Genomic DNA, 19003 nt, shown 5'->3' with positions numbered 1-19003 from the left:
CACCCGCGAGCACAAACGCCTCTACTCCACCCCCGACCAGCACAACTACAACCTCACGGCCTGATCAGGAACGTCCCTACAGGAGAGCCACACCCGGCTGAGATAGGGGCCGATCGGGGCCGTGGTGAGATCGGGTTCGGACGCGGCCCAGTGCCTGCTTGCCTCACTGACCTGGTCCGGTCTGTCGTCGCGTTCCCCCTTCCCCCAGGCCTGCCAGTGCTGAAGGAGCTCACTGCGGGCGGCGTCCTGGAGTTTGACGAGGGTCTCGAAGTCCTTGCCCGGGCTGTCTTCCAGCAGCATGAGCTTGACGATCACGGAGGGGTCGATGCTGATGCCCTGGCTCTCGGCGATCCGGGTCCGCAGGGCGAACGCGTTGAGGAAGCGTTTGATGCTGCGTGGGCTTCCGGACCGGTCGGCCGACAGGCCGGTCGCCAGCCGGCTGGCCAGGGCGAGGGTGTCACCGTCGGGCTGCCACGGAAGGCTCTGCAGGTCCGACAGGACTGCTGACTGCCCCGTGGCACGCCGCTGCTGGGCGTGCTCGACCAGCAGTGTGTAGTGCTCGGGCGGGCACTGGTGGGCCGAGAGCAGCAGGGTGATGAAGGTTTCTGCCTCATGGGCGCCGATCCGCGGCAGCGACAGCGGCACCTGGACGATCTTTTCCAGGTAGCGGTGGGCGAACCGCTCGCTCCGGCCCGTGGCGTCCAGGCTCGCTGCGATCGACTCGCGCACCATGTCCTGGTCCGCCGCCAGGACGAACGCGACCTTCTCCACCGACAGGAACAGCTTGATGGCCTCCAGCGTGGCCATCACCGCGTCGGGCAGACAGCGGTCCAGGTCGTCGACGAGCACGACCAGGCGCTTGAGCTGTGTCAGGTCCTTGAGCAGACTGGCGAACTCCTTCTGGAAACCCGCCAGGCTCCTGGGATCGCTCTTCGAGCGGGGTGTGAGGGCCTCGACCAGGTCTGCGGACTGAGCGACCAGCGATCCCTTGGACAGACTGACCGCAACGCGTGACCAGCTCACCCGCTCAAGAAGCCCATTGATCCTGTCCGGCAGGCCGTCCTGCGCCTTGTAGGCCGTCAGGAGATCCTGCAGAACTTCACCGATCACGCCACCGCGCACATCGAATTGGTCGTCAAACTCCCATGGATCGAGACGGATCACCCGGTAACCGTCTTGCCCGTCCAGCTCCTTGTGCAGCAGCCGCAGCACCGTCGACTTCCCGCCGCCCCAGGGCGCGGCGATCCCGATCGTCACCGGGTCCAGGTACGGGAGCTCGAGTGTGGTCACCACCGTGTCGACGATGGATGCGAAGCCCAGCAGGTCCACACCCGTGGGATTGTCGTCCCACAGTCTCATTTCACTCATCACACGTCCCCCAGCCTGCTGCAGTGCTCCGCCGACGCCGCGCGCACAGCTCACTCGGTGACCGGGACACCCCCGGCCAGCCGGACAGGCCTCCGCATGTGCCACCGGCCCCTGTGCCGTCACCGCCCCGGGCATCACCCGGAAGCCCCGGGGCGGATACCCCGGCCGCGTCACGCGACGGCTCCCCTTTCGGCCGCCATACTTATCACAACAGCGGCAATGGCCACGGCAGCTGACACGCCGTGACAAATACCTGTCCCGTCACAGGGTCGCTCCGTGCCCTCCCGCCACCGGCGTCAAAAACCCCCTGGGCCGGCTCGGGCTCTCACGCGGCCGGGATGCTCATCCATCCCGAGCACCAGGGCCCCGCCACTGCGGAGAGCACCGGCCTGCTCGTGGGACGAAGCCGCCCAGCTCCGCAGGCAGCGGCAGACTCGCGACCGTCGCCATGCTGGGCTTCCGCGCCGAGCACGGCGTCACCGCCAACATCGAGTTGCTCCGCCTCGGCACGAGTGAACGAGACCCGGCACCATCTGCGGCGCAACGACGTCCGCAACCGCTTCGTACTCCGACCTGCCCGACCTGGGCTGAACGGCGAAAACCGGAAACCGCAGTACGCCCGGGCCGCTCTCCTCTGCGGCCTTGGCCCTGCGGGCCTGCGAGTCCGCGTGGGGCGTCGGATATTTTCTCCCTGTCCGGCGCCGGACAGCAGGCATGACGATCTGTCAGCCAGGAGCGTCAGAGATCAAGGGGAGGAACCGATCGTGAGCACGCACCCAGACCTGCCCGACCACCTGGTCCACTTCACGGGCCGCCCCCGGGGACAGGACGAGGAAGTACCGGACTTCGCTCAGGGCAGCGCCGAGGAGCGGCTGGTGAACATCCTACACAGCGGCGTACTGCGCGGGAACACGACCTTCTGGACCGACGCACCGGTGATCTGCTTCAGCGAGGTCACCGAGGAAGCCCGCCGGACGATGCTGCGCCATGGCATCCACCGGGGGCCCTACCCGCCCTGGGGACTCGTGCTTGACCGCCAACAGCTCATCGCCGCCGGCGCCCGGCCAGCGCTGTACGTATCCCGTGCCGAGCAGGCCCACATGAAGGCGGAGCTGCCGCAGCCCACTTATAACCGGTGCGTGGTGTACGAGCCGGACGCCGCCCGGGGACGGTCGGACTGGCTGTTCGAGCGGGAGTGGCGGCTGTGCTACGGCCCCGCGCAGACCGCAGAGTTGGTCATCACCCCCGAGCTTGTCGCCGGCGTCATCGTCGGCCACCGGGGCTGGATGCCGCCGCCCCTGCAAACGGTGCTGGCCGACACCATCGCCGACCTCAAGACTCAGCTGCAAGCTCTTCCAACCCTGATGAAGTCCTGGAGGGAGCAACTGCCCGACGGGGCATCGATCCAGAGCATCAGCGTGAGCGCGGGCTCGACGCGGACGAAGTTCGCCGGAGCCGCCGACCGTCTGGCCCGCTGGTACTGGAACGGCGACGCCCTCATTCCAGACGGCCACTTCGACATACATCAGCAGCAGATGAGTCACTCCCCGCACGACGACGGCCAGGGGCCGGCAATCGAGGTCGGCTTCACACTCGACCTCACCGAGTGAAGAACGGGTCGGTCACCGCGTGACCAGGACCTCGCCGACAACCTCACCACGCGCCCTGAAGCCACCCACTTCACCACATCGTCGACAGAAACCTCCGCGCACAACAGACGGGCAACAGCGGCCCGCACTCCCCATCCATGATCATCAAGTACCCACCCCGCCTCCCCAAAAGCAAAGAAACTATCCGTGCAGTTACGACATCCTCTCTCCAACTCCAGCACTGCAGGTCTATGGCACACGACCCCTCGCCTCAGTAACCACACTGCTGAACCACACCAGTTCACACGCCATGCCAATCAAGATCAAAAAACTATCCCTGTACTCCAAGCAGAGCAGGTCAGCCGCATATCAATGTCGTAGCTGCACGGAAGAACGACAGGCGAAGGCCTCCAACTGCCGTACGTAGCCCTCCTGCTGCTCGGCGCTGACAGACTTCAGGACGACCCTGAGGATGTCTTCCGACAGGTCGCGGTCGAAGCCTCTGTCGCCGGTCAGGGACACGAAGATCCTCTCGGCCGCCTCCAGCACCTGGTGCACCTGCTCCTCCCCCACACTGTCGACTGACGTGGGTAACGGACGCGGAGTCCGGCTCGGCGCGGCCGACGGCGTCTCGAGGGCAGCGGCCTTCGCTCGGGCCTGGCGGACGGTGCGGTCGGCGACGTGGGCGAGCCTGTCGGCGATGGCCTCGACAGCGCGAAGCCAGCCTTCGTGGGACTGGTCGATGCTGTCGGCGGGGGCCTGCGTGTCCAGCTCGATGACTTCGCCATGAGCGCCTTCCACGGCGCCGGCCTGGATGGCCGCGATGAGGGGGTGGACCTCAGCCGGGCTCGCGCCCGCGGCGTCGAGGAGCTCAGTCACACGCTGCTCGGCGTTCGCGTGCACGGCGATCAGCGGTAACTTCCGTCGTTCTGGGCGGTGGCTCACGATGTGGATCCCCTTGCTGCGGCGGGCGGTTCGACTGCTTCGGACGTGCTGTTACCGGACTTCGACGGTGTACGAGGCGCCGGGGAACTCCCAGCCGTCGGTGCCTTCGCCGATGTCCTCGACGATGACGTCGTCGATGAAGTGGTCCTCGAAGTCGTCGTCGGTGAGCTCGCCGGCGAGCCAGAGTTCCTCGATCTCGTCCCAGTTGCCCCGGCTGCCGTCGATGCGCAGCGGCGCGGCGTCCCGGGTGCCGCGCGTACGTTCGTCGTCGCCGGTTTTGACGACGCCGCTGATCTCGTACTGGCCCCGCCTGATGTGGTCGGGGATCGGGTCGGCGGGGACGATGGCCGTGTTCTCGTACGCGGTGTGGATGATGTCCAAGTAGCTGCGGCGGACGTTGTACTCCGCGTCGGACAGCCAGTTGACCAGGGTCTTGGTCGTCACGTGGAGACCGGCGTCCTCCAGGGCCTGCTGCCCGCGGTGGGTCGCGGTGAGCTGGCTGAGCTGGGCGTGCCAGTGATTTGCGGTGTATGAGGACAGCCGGTGGCGGGGGGTGACCTGGGCGCGCAGAAGGTCGTTGAGGGCGGCGCCCAGGGACTCGCCGCGGCCGGTGGGGCCGGCCATCAGTCGTCACCTTCCGGGATGATCTCGCCGGGCTGGACGAACTTCGCCTTCACTTCGCCGAAGCCGGTCCCGATCCGGTACGTGGACGGCGCAGTGCCGTCGGGCGCCCAGAAGACGGCCGCGTCGACGTTGCGCAGCGCGAGGAGCCGGTGGCCTTCCTGGACGGCCCTGAAGGCCACACTCCAGTGACGGACGGACGCCTCGGCGACCATGCTCATGCGCCAGTCCGGCCGCCAGAACGGGGACCGCTGTGCGGGCCGCTTGGGCCACAGCAGGCGCAGCGCGATGGACAGCCGGGTCTTGTACGCCTTGTAGGGGTCGCCGCCGACCTGGACGAGTTCGGTCCGTGCCTTGCGGGTGGCCTCGTAGAAGGGCTTGAAGAGGGACTCGTTGTACTTCCCGGTCCAGGAGTCGTGGATGGCCGGCATGCCGGCGAGGTGGTTCTCCCGGACGAGTTTCTCCAGCTGCTTGATGTGGGGGGTGGTGACCCACACCCGGCCGTCCTCGTCGGGACGGTCGATGATCCGCCCCAGGGGGTGCGGCATGTCGGTGCGGGTCCACTCCGGGAGGTCGATGAGGTAGATGCCGGCCTGGGTCTTGTCGAACCCGTCCAGCGGGCCGGTGTGCAGGAGCTTGTTCGGGGCGAGGGGAACGGCCGAGCAGGCGGAGGGGAAGCTGCCGTTGCGGTCGATCAGGCACAGCACGCCCTCGCCGAAGGAGTCGGGCACGTCGAACTGGTCGCGCCGGACGCGCTTCCCGTTCGCCCTGACGTGAGGAACGCGAGTGAGGGTGACGTCGGGATGGGTCCAGCGGGGCTCGCCGTCCATGTGCTCGCTGATCAGCGGCCACGGGCCGCTGTCGCGTTCCTCCTTGCGGATGACGCGGATCGGGTGCATCTTCGAGCGGCCGACCGCATCCTTGAGGATCTTCAGGGCGGGGAAGACGTGGCCCTCGGGCTCATCCTCCTCGTCCCCCGGCTTCAGGCCGTCCTGGCCGTCCTCGTCCTCCGCCACATCGTCCTGATCCTGTCCGCTGTCCGCCGGGGCATGGACAGGGGCACCGGCAGCAGCGGCCGGCCCGGCACTTGAGGCGGTGTTGCAGGCGTGCAGCGCGGCGGCGAGCTGGTGCCCCTCGGCGCTGTCGGGCAGCTGCAGCTGGGCGGCGGCCAGGTTCTGCAGCGGGGTACGGAGTTCGTCGAGATCCTTCGCGTGGCCGTTCGCGAGCGCGGTGCGCAGGGCCGCGAGCAGGTGGGTCGCCTCCGCGGGCAGGCCTTTGACGGCGCCGGAGGTGAAGGGCAGCGCGGCGTCGGCCAGTTCACGGTCACCGGTGCTTCCCACCGCGTCCGGGACGGCACCGGCGGCTACGGCGGTACCGGCCGAGGGGGCGTCCGCGGGGAGGGTGTCGGTGTCGAGGAAGCGGGCGCGGGTGAGGTCGGGCCGCAGGCGGGTGCTGCCGATGATGCCCAGGTCCCGCTCCGCGACCGTCACGGTCGTCACCGGCTGGCCGGGGACTGCGGTCAGGGTGAGGATGACGTCCGCGTCGAGCAGGTTCACGATGGCGGGGTCGTCGGTGTCCAGGACCGCGAGGACCGGCACGTGCTGGCTGCGGGCCAGCTCGCGCAGGACCTGAACTGCGCCAGGGAGGTTCTCACCGGACAGGGGCAGACGCGGGTTGCGGACCCGCTGCAGCCGGTCCACCACCACCAGTGCCAAGTCGTCGGCGAACGTTGCCGTCTCCGCGATGGCCTCCGCGGTCAGATCCGCGCCGTCATCGAGGAGCAGCGGCGCGTGTCGGAGCCGCTCGACGACTTCCTGTTCATTCGGGGTGAGGACACCGGTCTTCAGGCGTGCGTAGTCGCCGCCGGACTCGGCGGCGATGATGCGGCGGGTGATGTCGGCGCTGTTGGGGCCCGATGCCGCGTACAGGACACGTCCGTTACGGGCGAGCGCGGTGTGGCGGGCGGCGGCGAGGCCCATCAGGCTGCCGCCGACCTGGGGTTCGGCTGCGACCAGGACCAGGCGGCCGGGGTGCAGGCCGCCGGTTGCTTCGTCCAGGCCGGCCAGCCCGAAGGAGAGGCCGGGAACTGTGCCGGAGGCCAGGACGTCGCCGATGGCGTCGCCGAGTGTGGCGAGCCGGCGTCCGCGCTCGCGGCCGGGAGTGGGCTGGCTGTTCACCGCACCTCCTGCGGTTGCCGCGTCCTGCGCGGCCGGGTCGGATGGCGTGGGGCTGATCGGGCCGTCGGCGGGCAGCAGGACGGCGACGGGCGTCGCGTAGCGTCTGAGTACCTGGGGCTGGCCTTTGGCGGCCAGCGCGATGAGATCGCCGAGTTCCTTCTGCGCCGAGCTGAGGGGATGGGTGGGCAGCCCGTTCATGTCCGGGCGCCGGGCGGCCGGGAATCGGTCCAACGGGGCCAGCAGGGCCCGTACACCGCGATTGCCGATCAGTGTCGACCGCGCGTCCGTGCCCTCGGCCAGCTTCACCAAGGCGTGCAGTTCCTCGCGGGCCTCGGTCACGTTCTTGACAGTCGGAGCGTACTCGCCGTCAGGGGGCTTTCCCATCCCTCAACCTTCCTATGTCACAACTATCATAACAGTAAGTCACCCTCTCCTCCGGCAGAAATCACTATCCTTGAGGGTCGAAGTAATACATTAAAGCTGAGGTGGTGTGCGTCTGGCTCTGTAGGTGTGAGGGGGCACGGCACGCGCGGCGGCTCGCAACTGGGATCCAGGAGAGGTGGTGTAACTGATGCGGTAGCTACCTCAGTTGATCCGGGGATAGAGCGCTGCCCTACCAGCTAATCTGACGTCCCCGGGGGACAGGGGTGCAGGGTGGCGGGGGTCGTTCGGCGGCAGGGGCGAGCGGTGGCCGGTGGGCTGCTGCTCCTGGGCATGTTGCTTGCCCTGGCCACGACTCTTGTGGCGTGGGTGTGGAGCGCCAAGCGGGTGTACGAGACGTCGGCGGCCGAGGCGGACATGGAGTGGTCGAGCGCGCTCCTGGCGCGCGAGGCTGCCAGGTGGGAGACGGCGCGGAGGTATCGCACGAAGACCTCGAAGGGCCGGACCGGACATACGACGCTTCGGGCTGTGCCAGAGGCCGGCCTCAGCACTGCTTGGCGGGCCATTGCGAAGCACAAGCTGGCTCTGGGGTTCGGCGATCCCCTGGCCGCGGACCTGCGCCGCGATCGGGAAGAGCTGAGTACTTGACTCCCCTTCGAGCTCTTGGTGGGCGGGGATGGGGATAACTGTCCGAGGTCAGACCTCGACGGTTTCCGGGACGATGACCGTCTCGAACAGAGTGGTCCGTCAGCAACTGTGTACGCCCTCGATAGCGCCGAAACGACGTGGTTGGGGGGCGGTGTCGACTGTCCCGCAAGCTCAACACTCCTGTATGCGACCGTGGTGAAGGAGCGGCTGGGCAAGAGCGGGTTCTACGACCGGTGGACTCTCACCGTCGACACTCCCAGGCGTCCCATCCTCGCCATCCAAGGTGCAACCGTGCTGCGCCAGCCCGCCCACCGCGCGGACCTGCTGGTCCCCGCCAAAGGCGAGATCAGGGTGAAACTGGGGGCTGGAAAAGGAACACGCGAGCCCAGTGATGTAGGGGTACTCACCGAGGCAGCCCAGAGCAACAGGTCGGCCTGGCGCGAGGCGGGCGCTCTACTGGTGGCCGTGGCGGCTGTGACCTGCTGCTGGGCGGTGCCCTTCGTACGGCGTTGGGCGCCGGATACGGCCCGGGCCCGCTGGACCGCTGCGGCGGTCGGCAGCGGGGCACTGACCGCCGTGACGCTCGTCTACGCGCTCGCGAACACAAACAAAGCCAAGGCGGCCTGGTGGGAGTACGCCGGCAGCGGAACACCGTTGGCGGCGTGGTGGTGGGTGCTGCTGCCGCTGCTGCTCGGGACGTTCTTGATCCGGGCCGTGACGGGACGACCGCCCCGGGTACGGCAGATGCTGCCGCTGGCTGTCGTACCGGGTGTTATCCCGCTCATACCAGCGTTCCTACTCGCAGTGACGGGCCGGACGGCGGCACCCTTGCGCTCTACAGTGCTGAGCACGGTGTTCGGGGGCGAGTTCGGGGGGCACGGGGCATGGCGCGTGTGGTGGCAGTGCACGGTATCGGCAAGCAGACGCTCGGCGAGGAGTCGCTGCGCCGGCTGTGGTTACCGGCCCTCAACGACGGCCTCATCCGCGCCGGGGCCACCTGTCTCCTGACGGAGCCGGATGTGGCGGTGGCGTTCTACGGCGACCTGTTCCGCCCCGAAGACGAGTTCCTTGCCGTTGGTGATCCCCCGTACACAGCCGCGGATGTCGAAGAGGGTCTCGAGCAGGATCTGTTGCTCGCCTGGTGGCAGTCGGCCGCCGACAGCGATCCGGCCGTGGTCCCACCGGACGCGGAAGACACCCTGGTCTCGACACCGCGGTCGGTGCAGGCCGCGCTGCGGGCCCTGTCCGGGTCGCGGTTCTTCGCTGGCGTCGCGTTGCGGGCGATGGTGTTCGACGTGAAACAGGTCAGCCGATACCTCACCGACCCCGGCCTGCGTGCGCAGGCCCTCGCCCGGGTCACCGACCAGATCGGCAAGGACACACGGGTCGTCGTCGCGCACTCGCTGGGCTCGGTGGTCGCCTACGAGGCACTGTGCGCGCGCCCCGGCCACCAGGTGCGGGCCCTGGTCACCATCGGGTCCCCGCTGGGGATTACGAACCTGATCCTGCACCGCCTCCAGCCGTCACCGGTCACACTTGGCGGCCAGCCGCGCGGGGTGTGGCCCGGCGGCGAGCGGCTGGTGTGGACGAACCTGGCCGACGCCGGGGACGTGGTCGCCCTGGTGAAGGATCTGCGCCCGGCGTTCGGGGAGCAGGTGCGCTGCGCGGTGGTGCACAATGGTGCGACGGTGCACGATGCGTCCGCGTATCTGACGAACAAGCTGTGCGGTCAGGCGATCAAAGACGGTCTGGCGTGAGCGGCGACGGCGACGGCGGCGCACAGGACGCCGGAGAACCGCGCCAGTACCTGATCGCCACTGCGGTCTCCCGGGATCCGAAGTGCGCGGACTGGAACCGTCCCGAACTGGTCGAGGCGCGTGAACAGATTGTCGACCTCTTCACGCAGCAGCTGGGCTACCGGCACCACACTGCGCTCGGACTCGATCCGACCAGGATGCAGCTCACCGAACAGCTGCGGGCGTTCTGCACGTCCGAAGACCGCCGCGAGGACGACCTGGTAGGACACGTCGTCCATCGCGTGCTCGTTGATCAACCGGCGATAGATCCGGACCACCGTGTGACGCTGCTTCCTCGACGCATCCAGATCAGCCAGCAGCATCTGGTCGATCACCGGCTTGAACGGATCCAGCTTGGAACGGCGAGGCGCGTACGGTTCCCGAGGTTGCGGCCACGCCGAACTCAGCGCCTTCTGAACAGTCCGCCAGCCCACCCGGTACTTGCGCTCCAGCGCCCGGTTCGACATGCCCTCGCGAGCGTCACGCCGCAGCGCGGCATACAACTCGACCTTCGACTGACCAGGCGGCATCGGCGGTGCTCCTTCACTGAGCACATTCACCTTGCCACCGCAACCCCGCGAGTGACACTACTTCTCGCGAACAACTTCCCAGCTAACCAGCCGGTGACATCCACTCAGACGGACAACTGACAACCCACAAACACCGTCAGAGCCATACTTGCGAAAACCATTGGTGCCCGGCTTGCTTGCTCCGCTGATGGACTGACGTCCTACCGTGAGTCTGCCGCGTGACGGAGGTAGTGGTTGTGACAGGTTATGACGTGCTTGCCGAGGTGTACGAATGGCTCATCTCGGATGCAAAGTTGCCTCCAGCCGAGTTCGCTGCGTCGTTCGACGACGTCCTCAATCTCCTGCCGTCGAACGCTCACGTCCTCGACTGTTCGTGCGGAACCGGACAGTTGGCGGTTGGCCTCGCCGGTCGTGGCATGCAGGTTGTCGCAACTGACGCCAGCGAGGCGATGGTTCGTCGGACTGCAGAGTTGTCTGAGGAGTTCGGGGCATCCGTCCGGGCCGTACGGGCGAACTGGGAAGAGTTGCCCGACCATTTCCAGGACAACACGTTCGACATGGTGTTCTGCGTTGGCAACTCGCTTCACCATGCCGCGGGCGCGACAGGCAGGGGTGCTGCTCTGGAGTCGATGTCACGGCTTCTGCGCCCCGGCGGGCGCTTGGTACTCACATCCCGCACTTGGGAACTCGTGAGGGCCAGAGGTTCCCGGCTGGAGATCAGTGACCGACTCGTCCGCCGGAACGGTCGCGATGCCGTCGTGGTCTACCGCTGGGAGATTGCGCCGCATTGGGAGGAGGAGCACCACATCGAGATTGCGATCGCGCAAGTTGATGCGACCGGGTTGGTTCTTGTCCGCTCGGAACTGCTGTCCTGCTGGCCCTACCGGTACGAGGAACTCGAAGTCGAGCTGCACCGGGTCGGACTCCAGACGGAACTGAGCACGTTCGATCTTGAGGCCGAGAACTACATGGTGGTCGCGAGCAAGGTATAAACACCGGACTCTCAGTCCCTGGCCGGACCGCGCGGTTGCTCGCAGGACGCTTGCGCCCTCTCATCGGTGCGGGTTCAAGTGGTCAACGCAACGCCTCGGACGAGGAGTGCTCGTCGATCAGACGGCGGTAGATCCGGGGTGACGGTGTGGCGCTGTTTCCTGGTCGCGTCCAGATCAATGAGCAGGATCTCGTCGATCAGCGGCGTGAACGGATCCAGCTTCGACGGCCGCGCCGAAGCGGTTGTCGTGCGTGGCTGCGGCCAAGCCGAGGTCAGGGCCTTGTTGACCGTGCTCCAGGTGACGCCGTACTTGCACTGCAACGCCCGGTTCGACATGCCATCGCGGGAGTCGCGCCGCAGCGCGGCGTACAACTCGACCTTCGACTGGCCAGGCGGCATCGGGGGTGCTCCTTTACTGAGCACATCCAGCTTGACACCGCAACCCCGATGGTGACGTCAGAATTCGCGAACATCTTTCTGGGCCATCACCTGGTGCCGTCAGCTTTCACGAACAACTGACGTCACCAACTACCGACAGAACCAATGTCTGCTGGACAGCTTTCGTGCATCGCCCGGTTGCAGTCCGACGGCCATGTGCTACTCGTGCTCGGCGACGTGCAGCGGCTCGTTTTGCAGACGCTGTGCGGCGATGAGGGCCTTGCAGCCCTCGAGCGCCAGGAGCGCGGCGCCGACGGCACTCGGTACACCCTGACGAACAGCGACGCTGAGGCTCTCGCGGACCGTGTCGAGGGGTCCCGCCGTCGGCGCTGATACGCAGCTCGCTGCTTGGAACCGAAGCAACCCCGCGGCGTGTGCGGCAGCTGGCCTCTTCATACCGGATCCCCCGGATCTTGACCGCCCGCTCCTCGTGGAACACCTGGGAGACCCATTCCTTCTCGGGTCGGCGTCGCTCGGACTCGGTTCACGAACTGCGGAGCCGGGTCACGACCACCTTCCTCAGGCGTCGGGCTTTCCGGGCGTGCGGCCGAGGACCTGCTCGTCCATTCCAAGGGGCTGGTCAGGGTATGGGTAGAGAGGCCGCATGGACTCGTACTGCGGGGTCAGGTCGTGCGGTGCGACCAGGATCGGCGGGCGGAGCCCCCTTCCGAAGTCCCGGACCCACCGGGAAGCCTGCCACCGGTACCGCGTGCGGCGCAGGACAACGGCCCGCTCATCGCTGTACGGTTCGCCACCTGGCCAGAAGACCACGTACCAGCAGCCCCTGCCGCGCAACGACCCCCAAGCACGCCAGAGCTTGCCGGACCAACCGATGCGCGCGTCTTGCTTGTCGGCGTTCAATTCCTCGTCCCCTCTGGCGATGGCTCAGGCATCGGTATCACCGTCAGGGTTCCTTCTTTGCCTGCTGCCGTGCAACTGGCCCGCCTCGTGACGGGATGGTCATGATGCCGCGTCCTCGGTATGTCGGCAGGGGCGGCAGCATCCCTCAGAGTCGGCACCGGAATGCGTCGATCGCGGTGCGCACCTCTTGCGCTCGGTCCCATTCCCCGTGCCATTGCGCCTCGTAGTTGCTGAAGCGTCGGGACACCAGTGAGTCGGCCACGTCTGCGACGGCCTCTGGTGGCGCGTACACCCGGTGCAGCGCGGCGAGTGGTCCTCTGGGGATCGCAGACCCGGGGCTGCCGCGGAGTAGGGCGTGGGACCAACCGGTGTCTTCCTGCCACGTGAGCTGGATGCCGCCCAGGCCGGCGCAGCGACTCGCATCCCAGATGAGCACCAGGTACATGGTCACGTCGTGCCTGCGGTAGGTGCGCTCCACGCGGACGGTGCCGGGTGGGCTGCCCTCGGCGGTGAGCGCCTGGTCGATGGCCTGAGCGTACGGCCAGTGCGGCAGCGAGCCGGCCGGGAGCAGCCCGGGCAGGTTGAGCAGCACCAGTCTCGCCTCCACATCGGAGCGGGTTGAAGGGGTCAGGAGACGCGCAGGAACGTGGCGGCCGGGCCGATCGCATCGGGCCCGAACTTCGCGCGGATGCGATCGCTGACTACTTCGGCGACCAGCCGGGCCTCGCGGACTCGGTCCAGGCTGATCTGCTGGGCAACCTGGTCTGCGTCGACCAGGTCCTCGCCCTTGAGGACCAGCCCGGTCAGGCGGCCGCGCTGAAGGCCCGCAGCATCGATGAACCGGTACACCATCTCGTGCGCAGGTCGTCGTCGTGCGCGGAGGCCTCCGGCAGACGGCGCGTCTTCTCCCACGAGGTCCCGCCGGCGAACCGCAACGTCAGGGTCAGGCCGCGGGCCACCTGGCCGCGGGCGCGCAGCTGGTGGGCGAGCTGCACGACCAGGTCCAGCAGGGCCGCGCGGACCAGCGCGCCGTCCAGGGTGTGTTGGGCGAAGGTGTGCCGCACGGTCGCGGTGGCGGGCAGGGCGCGCGGGGCGACGGGTCGGGGGTCGACGCCGCGGGCCCGGTCCGCGGCCACCCGTCCGGCGCGGCCGCCGAGCAGGCGCTGCACGGTGGCCGGCGGGACCGCGGCCAGCAGCCCGACGCAGTGCACGCCGAACTCCCGCAGCGCCGCCGCCTGTTTCGGCCCGATGCCGTGCAGCGCTTCGACGGGCAGCGGCCCCAGCCAGTCGACGACCTGGTCGGGGTCGACGGCGAGGACGCCGCCGGGGGCGTCGATCTGGCCGGAGGCGGTGGCCGCGACCGTGAAACTGGAGTGCCGACGGGTTCGACCGCGTCCGGCTACCGCGCGTTCGACCTGTTCATGCTGGTTGGCGAATCGGCAGTGATGTCCACTCGAAAGGGTGAAGTTCTGCCAGCAACTCGCAGATTCCGGGAGCTGCTTGCGTAATTTGCATATCCGTGGCGGATTCCGATACTCGCCGCTTCTCGCTGATCAGCGGGCGCGGCTCGCCAGGCCAGCCTCCCGGGCAGGAGGAGGGCCTGGCCGATGTCCTGACCCTTCAGCGCCGTGGTGTTCACCCGTCGTCGCGGGAGGCGGAGCAGGCGCTCTACCAGGACACGCTCGCGGAGTACTGCTGGGCGCGGGATGTGGCGGGGCTCGCGCCGACAACGCTGAACCGCCTGGTGCAGCCGGTGATCGAGGTGTGCACCTTCTACGACGTCCTGCCCTGGGAGCTGTCGCCGCGGCAGCTGGACCAGTACTTCGGCGGGGCGGGCAAGCGCGGTCACACCACGGTCCGTAAGAAGATCATCGGCATCGACCTGTACTTTGCGTTCCTTGAACAGCGGTACGCCGGGGAGATCCGGCGGCGGTTCGGGACGGTGATGGAGTCACCGGTCGATGCCTTCAACCGGCCCCGGCACCGCGGGGACTTCGGGCTGCGGATCCCGCCCTCGCGCGCGGAGATGACGGCATTCTCCGCCGCGTGGCGCCAGGAACTGGGCTCGGCACGCAAGTATCCGGTTGCGGTCCGTAACTATGTGATGGCCAAGACCGCCTACATCTCCGGGGTGCGGGCAACCGAGATGTGCCTGGTGAGGCTGGGTGACCTGCACTGAGACAGCGGCCAGTGGGGCTGCTTCCTCGACAGGGGCAAGGGCGCGCGCGGTTCGGGCCCGCGGGAGCGCGAGGCGTTCATGTTCGCGGAGGGCCGCGAGCTGCTGTGGTGGTATGTCGAGGAGGTCCGGGGTCTGTTCCCGGACGATGCGCTGGATCCGTATGCTCCGTTGTTTCCTTCCGAGCGGCTGCCGGCCGCGCTGGGTGCCGAGGTAGCGGTCGCGCCGCCGGTCTGCGCCGACACCTTTCGCCGGTCGCTGCGCGCGGCGTCGCTTGCCCATCTGAAGGGCACGGTGACGGTGCTGTTCCCGCATCTGCTGCGGCACGCCTGCGCGACGCACAACTACGAGTCGGGGATGCCGCTTTGGGACGTTCAAGTGCTGCTGGGGCATACCTGGCCGACCACGACGGTCGGTTATCTGGCGAGTGCGAAGGCCGACCCGGAGCGGGCCAGTCTGGAGTCGTCCCGGCGCGCGGTGCGCCGGCTGAGCGGGGAGACGTGACGGCGTGAAGTGGAATCTGCGCTGGGTGGCGGCCAGGCAGGACATCTGGCGGCCCAGTGACCTGAAGATTGCGTTCGAGACGGTGGGGTTCACCCCGTCGCTGAGCAAGGTGTGCGCGCTGTGGTCGGCCCGGCCGGTGACCGTGAGGCTGGACGATCTCGACATGATCTGCGCCGCGCTGAAGTGCACGGTCGCCGATCTGATGGAGGCCGAGCCGCTCGCCGACAGCGAATCCGGGGAGCAGGAGGGGCAGCGGGCGGTCGGCCAGAGCCCGGGTGCGGTCAGCGGCGGGCGGCCGGTGCCGAAGCAGAGCGGCGACAGGGGCGCCGTGCGGCGCCTGCCGCCGAACTGAGCGGGGTGGCACTGGTGAACAGTCCCGGTTCGTGCGGTCTGTGCGCGGCCTGGGGCGCCATCACGGGATCCGGCCTGTGCTACGAGTGCCGCGACGGCCGCTACCAGAGGGTTAAGGGAGGGCTGCGCCAGGCTGTCTGCCGCCGGTGCGGCTGGCCGGGGATCGTCAGCGCGGACAGCACCTGCCGTGGATGCCGGATCGCGGTCCGGCTCGGTCAGGACCCGGCGTGGATGCATGCCGAGTTCGAACGGCGCGCCCTGCCCGCCGGGCGGCCGCTGCAACTGGCCGTGCGCATCGAGGGACTGGCCCTGAACAGCAACCCGCTGCGCAACCGCGCCGCCTCGGGCCCGCGATACGGGCTCGCGCCGTGGGCCCGCGGCCGGGTACCGCCGGCCCTCGACGACCCCGTGGTGTGTGGAGGAGGTCCCCGGCCAGCTCGGGCTGTTCGCACCCTGGCCCAGGACCTTCACCCGCGCCCACGGCCAGCGCATCCGCGGCCGGACAATCCCCGACTTCCCCGAAGTCCAAGTGGTGCTCAAGGAGATGGCCGCCGAACGTCGCGTCGGGCAGACCTGGCACTTCCACACGGAGGAGGGCGCCCGGCTCGCGCTGGCCGCCCGGCCCGCGGATGAGCGCCTGGTACACCCCGAGACGCTCGCGGATCTCCCGCAGATGGCACCGACCCTCCACGAGGCCCTGAAACGGGCCGGGCTGCTCGCGCCGCCGCGGCCACGGCTCGTGCCCTCCTGGATTTCCGCCAGCCTGGGCAGCTGTCGTGAGTGCCTGGCTTGGACGAACGAGCGGGACCAGCGGTGCACGCCCTGTCTGAACTGGGGCGCCGGCCGCCAGCCCGCCCCGTGTCACCGGTGCGGCCGGCTGCTGCCGTTGCGCGACGGCCACTGCCGGCGCTGCGTGCTCACCGTCGCGGAGACCGACTACGACCTCGACGACATCCGTCTGGATGGCGGCGACCAGCTCTGGTTCGGCGGGCCCCTTGCTCCGCGCAGCAAGCAAGGCGGCCTCTACGGGCGCCGCCGGCTCCAGCGCAAGCGCCGTGCAGCCATCCGCGCCTCGCGGGCCGCCCGACCAGTTTCCGAACATCTCGCGCTGTCTGGCCAGCTGGAGCTCTTCCACCTGTCGCGCGACTGGAGCCGCTTGGACGAACGACACCTTGCGGCCCTGACTCCGGCCGCCCGGATCCTGCTGAACGGGTTCGTCGCCCACATCAAGAGCCGCGGCTGGGACGCCGGCCGCATGACTGGGAGCGTCCGCACCCTGCGCGTCCTGCTCGCCCAGCTCGGAGCCGACGCCCCGCTACGGGAGGAGGACGTGCGGCTGATCGCCCGCCGCAAGCACTTCCACGGCGCACGCGTCATCAACTACCTGCGCCTGACCGGACGCCTGGTCCCCGACCGGCACTCGGATGCGGCTCTGGCCCGGGCCCGGCATCTCGCCGACACCGCGCCCGCCCCGTTCCGCGGCCCGCTCAACCGGTGGATCGACGTCCTGTGCGGCACGGCCTTACGTCCCAGCCAGCCGCTCGCCCCGTCGACCATCTGCTCCTACCTGCGCCTGGCCGCGCCTGCGCTGCGCACCTGGTACGAGGACGGCGTCACCGATCTGCGGGCCGTCACCCGTACCCACACCGAGCAGGCCCTCGAACCGGTACAGGGAGAAGCCGCCAAGTCCCTGGCCACCGCCCTGCGCTCGCTGTTTCGCGCTCTCAAACGAGAGCGACTCATCTTCCGCGACCCGGCCCGCACCGTCTCCCTGACGACCGCCGTCGTGCTGCCTCGACCGCTGGCCGACGACATGCTGCGCGGCACTCTCGACCGCCTCCCCCACGCCCGCGACCGGCTCAGCTTCGTCCTCGCCGCCGTGCACGCCCTGAGCACCCACGACCAGCGCCATCTGCTGCTGGACGACCTCGACCACAGCCGCGCCACCCTCCTTGTGCGCCGCACCGGCAAGCCCGTCCACACCCTCTACCTGGACGAACTCACCTACCGCCTGGCACGGCAGTGGCTGGCCGAACGCCACCGACGCTGGCCCGCCACCCCCAGCCCCTACCTGCTGGTCACCGCCCATACCGCCACCGACGACACCCAGCCCCCGGTATCGCTCCAGGCGATCAACAAGCCCCTGCGCGCCCACGGCCACCAGGCCGGCCGCCTGCGCGTGGACCGCATCCTCAACGAGGCCCAGCACACCGACGACCCCCTCCACCTCATCCGCCTCTTCGGTCTCTCTCCCCGCACCGCCATGAAGTACATCCACGCCGCGCACCCGCACCGCAGCCAGCCCGCCCCAATCACGTCCTGAGCAGCACGAGCTGTAGGAATGTGAGGTACTTGGGCACTCCGACTTGGGACGTTGCGGTAGTTGAGCACGGCCCGACAGTCCTGCGGTGCCGGTACTTGGGCAGCGGATCAGGTTGACGAGCGGCGACCGAGGGGCTCTGGCCCTTGTTCTTGCCCGAGGTGATGACAAGTTTCTGGGCGATCTGCGGTACGGGCACACCCTGGCGGTCGCCGCGTTCGCGGCCACACAAGTGGTCGGCGCACCCCGAAGCGAGCCGCAGTGGCTACCTTCACCACCGCGTCCGCAAATACTTGGCTAGCCACATGATTACTGTTACGTTGATTAGGTGGCCAGCCACACTTTTGGTGGCCAGAGGGAATGGAGTCATCATGGAAGCAATCGTTTTCGACCAGTTTGGCGGCCCGGACGTGCTGCACCAGGCGGACATCGAGGTCCCGCAGCCCGGCCCCGGGCAGATCCGCGTCCGCGTGAAGGTGGCCGGGCTGAATGCGCTGGACGGCAAGATCCGCTCCGGGGCCCTGGAGGCCGTGTTCCCCACGCCGCTGCCCTCCGTCCCCGGTCACGAGCTCGCCGGGGTGGTGGACGCCCTCGGTGAGGGCGTGCAGGACGTGCAGGTGGGCGATGAGGTGCTGGGATGGTCGGACACCGGTTCGTACGCCCAGTACGCGCTGGCCACCACCGTGGCACCCAAGCCCGCCGGCCTCGACTGGCAGCACGCGGTCGCGCTGCCGGTGGCGGGCGAGACGGCCGAGCGGGTTCTGAACCTGCTGGGCGTCACCGCCGGGGAGACCGTGCTGATGCACGGCGCGGCCGGAGGGGTCGGCACCCTGGCGGTCCAGGTCGCCACCGCCCGCGGAGCGCGTGTCATCGCCACGGCCGGCCCCGCCAACGAGGACTACCTCGCCTCGCTCGGCGCCACCGCGACCGTTTACGGCGAGGGCCTGGTCGAGCGGGTCCGGGCACTGGCCCCCGACGGCGTGGACGCCGTGTTCGACGTGGCCGGGAAGGGGGCCCTTGAGGACTCCATCGCCCTGCGGGGCGGCACCGAGCGCATCGTCACCATCGCCGACTTCCGCGCACACCAGCTCGGCATCACCTTCGCCAGCGGTGGCCAGGAACGCTCGGCCGCCCGTCTGGCCGCCCTGGCGCAGGGTGCCGCGACCGGCAAGGTCGTCACCACCGTCACCGCCTACCCGCTCGATCAGGCCGCCACGGCTCAGCAGGTCAGCGATGCCGGGCATGTCCGGGGCAAGCTCGTCCTCACCGTCGACTGATCACGCCCGTCTCTCCTCCGCCACGCCCCC

At 68.8% G+C, this 19003-nt stretch carries 21 protein-coding genes; 11 read left to right on the top strand and 10 right to left on the bottom strand.

The window, feature by feature from the left end; genetic code table 11:
- Window positions 1-45: 45 nt before the first annotated feature.
- Complete coding sequence (locus ACZ5VQ_RS48450; protein ID WP_469110612.1) at window positions 46-1368, bottom strand: KAP family P-loop NTPase fold protein; 1323 nt, start codon at window positions 1366-1368, stop codon at window positions 46-48.
- Between the two features lie 764 nt (window positions 1369-2132).
- On the opposite strand from ACZ5VQ_RS48450, the gene ACZ5VQ_RS48445 reads away from it, so the two are divergent.
- Window positions 2133-2978: a hypothetical protein gene (locus tag ACZ5VQ_RS48445; RefSeq protein WP_469110611.1), complete on the top strand. Its 846-nt coding sequence runs from the start codon at window positions 2133-2135 to the stop codon at window positions 2976-2978.
- Window positions 2979-3326: 348 nt separating this feature from the next.
- Here ACZ5VQ_RS48445 and ACZ5VQ_RS48440 read toward each other — a convergent pair whose 3' ends face one another.
- Genes ACZ5VQ_RS48440 through ACZ5VQ_RS48430 form a run of 3 tightly spaced genes read right to left on the bottom strand, consistent with a single transcriptional unit; the run spans window position 3327 to window position 7084 of the window.
- A complete protein-coding gene (locus ACZ5VQ_RS48440; protein ID WP_469110610.1) occupies window positions 3327-3902 on the bottom strand; it encodes a hypothetical protein in 576 nt (191 codons plus the stop codon).
- 51 nt (window positions 3903-3953) lie between these two features.
- On the bottom strand, window positions 3954-4526 hold the full coding sequence (locus ACZ5VQ_RS48435) for a hypothetical protein (RefSeq protein WP_469110609.1): 573 nt from the start codon (window positions 4524-4526) through the stop codon (window positions 3954-3956).
- On the bottom strand, window positions 4526-7084 hold the full coding sequence (locus ACZ5VQ_RS48430) for a DnaB-like helicase C-terminal domain-containing protein (RefSeq protein ID WP_469110608.1): 2559 nt from the start codon (window positions 7082-7084) through the stop codon (window positions 4526-4528). The genes ACZ5VQ_RS48435 and ACZ5VQ_RS48430 overlap by 1 nt, the downstream gene beginning before the upstream one ends.
- Before the next feature lie 303 nt (window positions 7085-7387).
- On the opposite strand from ACZ5VQ_RS48430, the gene ACZ5VQ_RS48425 reads away from it, so the two are divergent.
- Window positions 7388-7729, top strand: coding sequence for a hypothetical protein (locus tag ACZ5VQ_RS48425; RefSeq protein WP_469110607.1), 342 nt, complete (start codon window positions 7388-7390; stop codon window positions 7727-7729).
- A gap of 587 nt (window positions 7730-8316) precedes the next feature.
- Here the strand turns inward: ACZ5VQ_RS48425 and ACZ5VQ_RS48420 are convergent.
- The gene (locus ACZ5VQ_RS48420) at window positions 8317-8514 is read right to left on the bottom strand and encodes a hypothetical protein (RefSeq protein ID WP_469110606.1); all 198 of its coding nucleotides are present in this window, start codon (window positions 8512-8514) and stop codon (window positions 8317-8319) included.
- A 99-nt stretch (window positions 8515-8613) separates the two neighbouring features.
- On the opposite strand from ACZ5VQ_RS48420, the gene ACZ5VQ_RS48415 reads away from it, so the two are divergent.
- Entirely contained in the window at window positions 8614-9486 is an 873-nt protein-coding gene (locus ACZ5VQ_RS48415) for a lipase family protein (RefSeq protein ID WP_469110605.1), read from the top strand.
- On the opposite strand, the gene ACZ5VQ_RS48410 is transcribed toward ACZ5VQ_RS48415, so the two are convergent.
- Complete coding sequence (locus ACZ5VQ_RS48410) at window positions 9459-10055, bottom strand: hypothetical protein (RefSeq protein ID WP_469110604.1); 597 nt, start codon at window positions 10053-10055, stop codon at window positions 9459-9461. The two genes, ACZ5VQ_RS48415 and ACZ5VQ_RS48410, sit on opposite strands and share 28 nt — an antisense overlap.
- Window positions 10056-10291: 236 nt before the next feature.
- Between ACZ5VQ_RS48410 and ACZ5VQ_RS48405 the strand changes: the two genes are divergently transcribed.
- The gene (locus ACZ5VQ_RS48405) at window positions 10292-11047 is read left to right on the top strand and encodes a class I SAM-dependent methyltransferase (RefSeq protein WP_067023809.1); all 756 of its coding nucleotides are present in this window, start codon (window positions 10292-10294) and stop codon (window positions 11045-11047) included.
- A 74-nt stretch (window positions 11048-11121) separates the two neighbouring features.
- On the opposite strand, the gene ACZ5VQ_RS48400 is transcribed toward ACZ5VQ_RS48405, so the two are convergent.
- Window positions 11122-11445, bottom strand: coding sequence for a hypothetical protein (locus ACZ5VQ_RS48400; protein WP_403346114.1), 324 nt, complete (start codon window positions 11443-11445; stop codon window positions 11122-11124).
- Window positions 11446-11589: 144 nt separating this feature from the next.
- On the opposite strand from ACZ5VQ_RS48400, the gene ACZ5VQ_RS48395 reads away from it, so the two are divergent.
- The gene (locus ACZ5VQ_RS48395) at window positions 11590-11817 is read left to right on the top strand and encodes a hypothetical protein (protein ID WP_469110603.1); all 228 of its coding nucleotides are present in this window, start codon (window positions 11590-11592) and stop codon (window positions 11815-11817) included.
- A gap of 673 nt (window positions 11818-12490) precedes the next feature.
- On the opposite strand, the gene ACZ5VQ_RS48390 is transcribed toward ACZ5VQ_RS48395, so the two are convergent.
- Genes ACZ5VQ_RS48390 through ACZ5VQ_RS48380 form a run of 3 tightly spaced genes read right to left on the bottom strand, consistent with a single transcriptional unit; the run spans window position 12491 to window position 13556 of the window.
- Window positions 12491-12937 (bottom strand): DUF6292 family protein, encoded by a 447-nt coding sequence (locus ACZ5VQ_RS48390; RefSeq protein ID WP_469110602.1) that lies wholly within the window; start codon window positions 12935-12937, stop codon window positions 12491-12493.
- A 35-nt stretch (window positions 12938-12972) separates the two neighbouring features.
- Window positions 12973-13197 carry a hypothetical protein gene (locus tag ACZ5VQ_RS48385; RefSeq protein ID WP_469110601.1) on the bottom strand — a complete coding sequence of 75 codons (225 nt, stop codon included), beginning with the start codon at window positions 13195-13197 and terminating at the stop codon, window positions 12973-12975.
- Entirely contained in the window at window positions 13149-13556 is a 408-nt protein-coding gene (locus ACZ5VQ_RS48380) for a DinB/UmuC family translesion DNA polymerase (protein WP_469110600.1), read from the bottom strand. The genes ACZ5VQ_RS48385 and ACZ5VQ_RS48380 overlap by 49 nt, the downstream gene beginning before the upstream one ends.
- Here ACZ5VQ_RS48380 and ACZ5VQ_RS48375 point away from each other — a divergent pair.
- From ACZ5VQ_RS48375 to ACZ5VQ_RS48350, 6 genes are all read left to right on the top strand, one after another.
- Window positions 13551-13853 (top strand): hypothetical protein, encoded by a 303-nt coding sequence (locus ACZ5VQ_RS48375; protein ID WP_469110599.1) that lies wholly within the window; start codon window positions 13551-13553, stop codon window positions 13851-13853. The genes ACZ5VQ_RS48380 and ACZ5VQ_RS48375 overlap by 6 nt on opposite strands.
- Window positions 13854-13864: 11 nt before the next feature.
- On the top strand, window positions 13865-14524 hold the full coding sequence (locus tag ACZ5VQ_RS48370) for a hypothetical protein (protein ID WP_469110598.1): 660 nt from the start codon (window positions 13865-13867) through the stop codon (window positions 14522-14524).
- A 78-nt stretch (window positions 14525-14602) separates the two neighbouring features.
- Window positions 14603-15025, top strand: coding sequence for a tyrosine-type recombinase/integrase (locus tag ACZ5VQ_RS48365; RefSeq protein ID WP_469110597.1), 423 nt, complete (start codon window positions 14603-14605; stop codon window positions 15023-15025).
- 4 nt (window positions 15026-15029) lie between these two features.
- Complete coding sequence (locus ACZ5VQ_RS48360; protein WP_469110596.1) at window positions 15030-15377, top strand: helix-turn-helix domain-containing protein; 348 nt, start codon at window positions 15030-15032, stop codon at window positions 15375-15377.
- Between the two features lie 414 nt (window positions 15378-15791).
- Window positions 15792-17699 carry a hypothetical protein gene (locus tag ACZ5VQ_RS48355; protein ID WP_469110595.1) on the top strand — a complete coding sequence of 636 codons (1908 nt, stop codon included), beginning with the start codon at window positions 15792-15794 and terminating at the stop codon, window positions 17697-17699.
- Window positions 17700-18067: 368 nt separating this feature from the next.
- Window positions 18068-18973 (top strand): NADP-dependent oxidoreductase, encoded by a 906-nt coding sequence (locus ACZ5VQ_RS48350; protein WP_469110594.1) that lies wholly within the window; start codon window positions 18068-18070, stop codon window positions 18971-18973.
- Window positions 18974-19003: the final 30 nt, after the last annotated feature.

Source organism: Streptomyces sp. NPDC033178, assembly GCF_055577685.1.
This window is presented reverse-complemented; position numbering and strand designations above follow the sequence as displayed.

Excerpts from the sequence above, each read along its gene's own strand:
- ACZ5VQ_RS48450 (WP_469110612.1), bottom strand. The coding sequence starts at position 1,368 with ATGAGTGAAATGAGACTGTGGGACGACAATCCCACGGGTGTGGACCTG.
- ACZ5VQ_RS48435 (WP_469110609.1), bottom strand. The coding sequence starts at position 4,526 with ATGGCCGGCCCCACCGGCCGCGGCGAGTCCCTGGGCGCCGCCCTCAAC.
- ACZ5VQ_RS48430 (WP_469110608.1), bottom strand. The coding sequence starts at position 7,084 with ATGGGAAAGCCCCCTGACGGCGAGTACGCTCCGACTGTCAAGAACGTG.
- ACZ5VQ_RS48420 (WP_469110606.1), bottom strand. The coding sequence starts at position 8,514 with ATGAGCGGGATAACACCCGGTACGACAGCCAGCGGCAGCATCTGCCGT.
- ACZ5VQ_RS48415 (WP_469110605.1), top strand. The coding sequence starts at position 8,614 with ATGGCGCGTGTGGTGGCAGTGCACGGTATCGGCAAGCAGACGCTCGGC.
- ACZ5VQ_RS48410 (WP_469110604.1), bottom strand. The coding sequence starts at position 10,055 with ATGCCGCCTGGTCAGTCGAAGGTCGAGTTGTATGCCGCGCTGCGGCGT.
- ACZ5VQ_RS48400 (WP_403346114.1), bottom strand. The coding sequence starts at position 11,445 with ATGCCGCCTGGCCAGTCGAAGGTCGAGTTGTACGCCGCGCTGCGGCGC.
- ACZ5VQ_RS48395 (WP_469110603.1), top strand. The coding sequence starts at position 11,590 with ATGTCTGCTGGACAGCTTTCGTGCATCGCCCGGTTGCAGTCCGACGGC.
- ACZ5VQ_RS48385 (WP_469110601.1), bottom strand. The coding sequence starts at position 13,197 with ATGGTGTACCGGTTCATCGATGCTGCGGGCCTTCAGCGCGGCCGCCTG.
- ACZ5VQ_RS48365 (WP_469110597.1), top strand. The coding sequence starts at position 14,603 with ATGTTCGCGGAGGGCCGCGAGCTGCTGTGGTGGTATGTCGAGGAGGTC.
- ACZ5VQ_RS48350 (WP_469110594.1), top strand. The coding sequence starts at position 18,068 with ATGGAAGCAATCGTTTTCGACCAGTTTGGCGGCCCGGACGTGCTGCAC.